Source organism: Algoriphagus sp. (genome assembly GCF_024642405.1).
In the GTDB taxonomy this organism is placed as follows: Bacteria; Bacteroidota; Bacteroidia; order Cytophagales; family Cyclobacteriaceae; genus Algoriphagus.
Genome location: NZ_JAHEBC010000232.1, coordinates 1 through 6,036, shown reverse-complemented (window position 1 = coordinate 6,036; position 6,036 = coordinate 1). Strand labels below are relative to the sequence as shown.

The window sequence follows — 6,036 nt, the reverse complement described above, 5'->3', positions numbered from 1 at the left end:
AGCATCGCCAGACCCTGAATTATCCTCAATATTTTATAAATCTGTATTTGATTGGGACGCTGTTCCTTTTGGAGAGGGAAATAATAAAGTCTGGATATTTAAGAAAAATGATAAGCCAATAGCCTTAATGGCTTATTACAAAAGCGAAAATAGTTCTGGTGAATGGATCGGAGCTATTTCTGTTCCGGACGTTGAACAAGCATCAATTACAGCAAAAAATAAAGGGGCTAAAATCCTGAAAAAAGCTACTAATGTGGATGATCGAGGTCTTATTTCTTTTATTCAAGACCCACAAGGCGCACATATCTCATTAATAAAATTGACAAATGGGGATCCGGAAAGTAAGCCAGCTGAAATCGATACTTTTTTAGGCCAGGAATTATGGTCTAATGAACCAGCTAATTCAGCAGATTTTTATTCATCAGTATTTGGATATACTACCAGTCAAACGAAAGACGGAAATATAGATTACACAATTTTTAAATATGGGGATCAAAATTGTGCAGGTATGCTACAGAACCCTTCATCAACAGTAAGGTCTCACTGGGTTCCTTATATCAGAGTTGCAGATGTGAATATGACTGTAGAAAAAGCTAAGAATGCAGGTGCTCAGGTACTAATTAACCCAAGCCCTGAAATAAGAAATGGATCGGTGGCTTTGCTACTAGATCCAACGGGAGCTCCCTTTGCTGTCCAAGTTTATAACCCTTAAATCTAGAAACCATGTTCAAAAAAACATTAATCATAGCTTCAATTATTGGTATTTCATTGTTTCTTCATAGCTGCGCAAATATGCACATGTCGGGCGGTGTGGGAATGAGTTTTTCCGGCGGACCATATGGGGTAAGAGTAACTCCCACAATGAATGTAGGAATGTACGGAGGTGGCTATCGTTGGTAAATAGCATACGATTTATGATTTAAAAAACTCACAAATCTTACTTATTATAAAAGTTATTTCTTCTTCTTTTAGCCAAGGGTTTAATGGAAGCGATAAACCATTTTTTGCGATACTTCTAGACATTTCAAAATCCCCATGTACTTTATAAGGTTTCAAGTCTGGGACTATTTCTGGGTAGTGAATTGCTGTTTTAATTCCTTTTTTTTCCAAAAATGCACGAAGTAAATCACGCTTTTTACTTTGAATGACATATAGGTGTAAGTTACAATCTCCAAAGTCTGAACCATTTGGTAATTGTATTTCAGATATGCTTTTTAATTGCTCATCATATTTTGCTGCCAAAGTTTTTCTTTTCTTTTGGAAAGCTGGAAGTTTTTCGAAAAACACATTTAAAAATCCTGCTTGAATTGTATCAATTCTACTATTTCTACCGACTAATTCATGTTGATCTCTTGCAGGTTGACCATGATTGGAAAGCAATCTAATTCTAGTGGCTAATTTGGAATCATTTGTCAGGCATATCCCTGCCTCTCCTAAAGCTCCAAGATTTTTTGTGGGGTAAAAACTTAAACATCCCACATCTCCCCATGTACCCGCAGCCTTCCTTTTCTGAAATGAACCAAATGCTTGAGCAGCATCCTCAATCACAAAAAGATTACTCTCTTTTGCCTTCTTCATTAAGAAGTCCATATTGGGCATTTTGCCATATAGGTGAACCGGTATGACAGCTTTTGTCCTTGAAGAAATAGCTTTTGTCCAATCATCTGCCAAAAGCCCATTTCTATCTGTATCCCAAAAAACAGGCTTCGCTCCTACCATTATCACAGCCTCCGCAGTTGAAACCCAAGTCAATGCTGGCACAATAACTTCATCACCTGCCCCAATATTCAGTGCTCTAAGCGCAAGTTCCAAAGCATCAGTTCCATTAGCACATGAAATCACATGAGGGCTATTAAGAATAGTTGAAACATTGTTTTCAAAGCTTTCAACTTCCTCTCCTCCAGAGAATCTCCCTTTATCCAGAAGTTCTCCAAATTTCAATTTCAGAGCGTTTTTAAGCTCTGAATCCATTTTCGAAAGATCAAGAAATGGAATATTCATCCAATAATTTAGCTAATTGAAAACTGAGATTTTTTCGAGAATAATGATCAATGGATGCTGTATCTTGATGCTCTCCATCTGATTCAAATAACTTTCTCAAGCGAAGTTGAATCCCTACATGATCACTAAAAGACATCACTTTTTCTGCACCTGCTTCTACTAAAATCTCCGAAGAATCTCCCTCAGGATCACCTAAAGCAATTACAGGAATTTTGGTCGAGAGATATTCAAATAATTTGCCCGGAATATTTCCCTGAGCATTTTTGGTGTTAGTCAAGATTAAGACCAATGCATCTGCCTTTTCATAAAAACTGAATACTTCCTCATGCGAAACATATCCTGCAAAATGAACATGAGACTTCAACCAAGAGTCAATTGCAATCTGTTCTTGGACTGAATCACTTACCCTGCCCACAAAAGTAAAAGACACATTTTCCTTATGAGGTTTAAATTCCTCTTTCATCGCTTTTAATAGGGGCATTGGGTTTCGAATAGAATCTATTATTCCAGAGTATACAAGATTTAATTGTAAGGATTTCTTTTTAACCGGTTTAAAACCTGCAGGAATATCTGATAGATCAAATCCATTTGTCAAGAGTTCAATTTCTCTATCAAAAATCTTTTTTAAATCTCTTTGAAATGTCGGTGAAATGGTGGTAATCACATCTGCTTCTTTTAATACTGTTTTTTCCAGTTCAGCATGCTTTTTTCTTACAAAGGATTGCATAGGAAGCTTATCTAAGAATTCCCATTGTGACCAAGGATCCCGAAAATCCGCTAACCAAAATATGCCTGTTTTTCGCTTCAATCCCCTACCAATCAAATGCATACTATGAGGCGGTCCAGTAGTTATAACTGCTTGAAACTGTCCATTTTTCACCAAATCTGTCAAGAATTTCACCGAGGGTTTTACCCAAAATATTCTTGGATCAGGAACCAACAAGTTTGCTCTTAGCCAGATGGCGCCTTTTTCAATCCAGCCTTGATCTTTTTGTTCCAAAACCCTTCCTGGATGCGTTTTTTTATTTCCTCGAATTTTATTTAAAAGTTGATAAGGTTCCCAAATCGGAAATTTCATTATCTCAAGTTTTGGAGAAACTTCGTCTAAAAGTGTTTCATCCTTCAAATCAAAATCAGGATTTTCAGGAGTAAAGATGACTGGTTCCCACCCTGATTCAGGCAAATATTTGGCAAATTTCAGCCATCGCTGCACGCCGCTACCTCCACTTGGAGGCCAATAATAAGTGATAATTAAAACTCTTTTTGACATAGAAACAGACAAGATACTAAGAACTATGTAGGAAGTAACAGTCCAAAAAAGGAAATAAAAAAGGGAAATGGTCTCCCAAATCCCTTTCTGAAATACTTATTTAAAGTTATTCTCCTTGTGCCAAAGAATATCCCCTTACACCATCGAATGTATAGAGGTGCTCAGTCTTGATAAAGTCAAAACCTAATTCCTGAATTTGTTTAAGCAAAGCCAATACCGCATCATGAGTAATAACTTTTTGATCAGCTGTTTTGAATCTACATCTCCAGTGATCCGTACAGAAAGTTTCTCTCATTCCTTCCGGAAATACCTTAACCCCTCTATTGGTGATCAATTGAAGCTGCAGTCCATCCACATTGGCTTTTCTTAACCTTTCACCAATTACATTAAAATCCCTGTTATCCTCATCCCAATCAATGAAAACGTCTACACCTATTAATTCTTTCTTCTCCTTTTTCTTTGGAGAAAGCGTGATTTTCATTGGTTCAGTATCCTCTTTATCATAAACTACAGGAGTCATTTTTGTAGGCTTTTGTCCTAATCTTTCTATTACAGCCTGTGCAAACTCCTCAGTACCTACTCTTTTTGCGGATAATCCTTCCTGATAAATATCTCCGGTATGAATTCCATCCTCTAGCGTTTTCATCCAAGCATTGGAAATTTTTTCCGCCATTTCCGGCATACCAATGTGCACAAGCATCATTACTGCACCATTCAGTAATCCAGATGGGTTTGCAATCCCCATTCCTGCGATATCCGGGGCCGAACCATGAATTGCCTCAAACATAGCTACTTCCTCTCCGACATTTGCAGAACCTCCCAAACCAACTGATCCTGTCACTTGGGCAGCCACATCAGAAATAATATCTCCATAAAGATTCAGGGTCACAATCACATCAAAAATCTCAGGTCTTTCAGCAATCAGGGCAGTTCCGATATCAATGATTTTATGGTCGTTTTCGATCTCAGGATATTCCTTAGCGATCTGATCAAATTTCTTATGGAAAAGGCCATCAGCCAATTTCATAATATTATCCTTGGTCATACAAGTCACTTTTTTTCTGCCGTTTTTCTTGGCATACTCAAAAGCGTATCGAATGATTTTCTCAGATCCAGGCTCTGAAATCAATTTCAAAGTCTGGTAAACTTCCTGTGTTTGTCTATGTTCAATTCCTGCATAAAGGTCTTCCTCATTCTCTCTAACAATGACCATATCAGTCTTTGGGAAATGCGTACGAACGAAAGGTGAAAAAGCTCGACAAGGACGCACATTTGCAAAAAGACCAAATGACTTTCTAGTAGTTACATTCAAAGATTTGAATCCTCCACCTTGGGGGGTAGTAATAGGTGATTTCAAAAATACCTTGGTTTCTCTAAGAGACTCAAAAGCGTTCGGGGCCATTCCTGAAGAAATTCCCTTTAGATAAACTTGTTCCCCGATTTCAATAACATCATATTCTAATTGAGCTCCAGCAGCCTCAAGGATTGCCAACGTAGCTTTCATAATTTCAGGACCGATCCCGTCACCATAGGCTACTGTGATTTTTCTTTTTGAAGACATAGTTTATATAATAGTGGATATAGTTAATATTGATTTTTCACAAAAGTAATAAAAATGGCGAAGGGAATTTTGGGATTGAATAATTTAGATGATTCAAGATGAATAAAATAATCTAATACAGGAAGTTCCTAGTAATTCTCATATTTTTCTAAGTCACAAAATTTGGGATTGACTACCCTGCTTGTATATTTGTTTTAAACAGATCTACGTTTTATGGCTGAATACAATAATATTCTGACTGAAATAAAAGAAAGCATTCTCTATTTGACCGTAAATCGGGAGGATAAAATGAATGCTTTGAATTTTGCAACTCTAGAGGAGTTAAAAGCAATTTTCGAAGAAGTTGCTGACAGCAAATCAATCAAAGCAGTTATTATAACTGGAGCTGGAGAACGAGCTTTTGTAGCGGGAGCCGATATCAGAGAAATTGCTGAATTAAATGAAGTAAATGCCAGAAAATTTGCTGAAAATGGACAGGAAATTTTCAGCATTATTGAAAATCTTCATAAACCTGTTGTAGCAGTAACTAACGGATTCGCCCTAGGCGGTGGCTGTGAATTGGCTATGGCCTGTCATATGAGAATTGCAACCGCCAATGCTAAATTTGGTCAGCCAGAAGTAAATCTTGGAATCATCCCAGGTTATGGAGGAACCCAAAGATTGACCATATTGATCGGTCGCGGAAAGGCAAACGAACTTATGATGACTGGTGATATGATTGATGCTAATGAAGCTCATTCACTTGGTTTGGTAAATTATGTACTTCCTACCAAAGCCGATGCGATAGCAAAAGCTGAGGAGATCGTTAAAAAAATTGGAAGCAAGGCTCCTTTAGCAATCGGCATGATTATAGATTGTGTAAACGCTGCTTATCTATCTGATGAAAATGGATTTCAAACTGAAGCTAATAGTTTTGCAAGATGCGTCAAGTCAGGGGACTATAAAGAAGGAACAACAGCATTTCTTGAAAAAAGGAAACCAAATTTCAAGGGAGAATAAATCCTATTCTCTTTTATGAGTAATCTTAAAAACCTTGCCGGCCAAACGGCTGTTTATGGCCTAAGTAGTATTCTGGGGAGGTCCATCAACTTTTTGCTTATTATTGTTTATACTGCTTACCTGAGCAAAGAAGATTTAGGAGCTTTCACTGGTATCTATGCATTAATAGGTTTTTTGAATATAATTTTTACCTATGGGATGGAAA

The 6,036-nt window shown here is 37.3% G+C and carries 6 protein-coding genes and 1 pseudogene; 4 read left to right on the top strand and 3 right to left on the bottom strand.

The window, feature by feature from the left end; translation table 11 throughout:
- Window positions 1–712: VOC family protein (locus Q0L68_RS14900; RefSeq protein ID WP_296704775.1), on the top strand; the 712-nt coding region annotated here is incomplete at its 5' end.
- An 11-nt stretch (window positions 713–723) separates the two neighbouring features.
- Window positions 724–900, top strand: a complete 177-nt coding sequence (locus Q0L68_RS14895) for a hypothetical protein (RefSeq protein ID WP_296704774.1) — start codon at window positions 724–726, stop codon at window positions 898–900.
- Between the two features lie 12 nt (window positions 901–912).
- Here the strand turns inward: Q0L68_RS14895 and Q0L68_RS14890 are convergent, their stop codons facing one another.
- The 3 genes from Q0L68_RS14890 to Q0L68_RS14880 form a co-directional block, all read right to left on the bottom strand.
- Window positions 913–2,001: a DegT/DnrJ/EryC1/StrS aminotransferase family protein gene (locus tag Q0L68_RS14890; protein ID WP_296704772.1), complete on the bottom strand. Its 1,089-nt coding sequence runs from the start codon at window positions 1,999–2,001 to the stop codon at window positions 913–915.
- Window positions 1,982–3,271: a glycosyltransferase family 4 protein gene (locus tag Q0L68_RS14885; RefSeq protein ID WP_296704770.1), complete on the bottom strand. Its 1,290-nt coding sequence runs from the start codon at window positions 3,269–3,271 to the stop codon at window positions 1,982–1,984. Before Q0L68_RS14885 ends, Q0L68_RS14890 begins: the two co-directional genes overlap by 20 nt.
- 106 nt (window positions 3,272–3,377) lie before the next feature.
- A complete protein-coding gene (locus tag Q0L68_RS14880) occupies window positions 3,378–4,832 on the bottom strand; it encodes an NADP-dependent isocitrate dehydrogenase (RefSeq protein ID WP_296704767.1) in 1,455 nt (484 codons plus the stop codon).
- Between the two features lie 213 nt (window positions 4,833–5,045).
- Here Q0L68_RS14880 and Q0L68_RS14875 point away from each other — a divergent pair, with 213 nt between their 5' ends.
- Window positions 5,046–5,831, top strand: coding sequence for an enoyl-CoA hydratase-related protein (locus tag Q0L68_RS14875; RefSeq protein ID WP_296704764.1), 786 nt, complete (start codon window positions 5,046–5,048; stop codon window positions 5,829–5,831).
- Between the two features lie 15 nt (window positions 5,832–5,846).
- Window positions 5,847–6,036: pseudogene (locus Q0L68_RS14870) on the top strand (lipopolysaccharide biosynthesis protein); the annotation flags it as partial.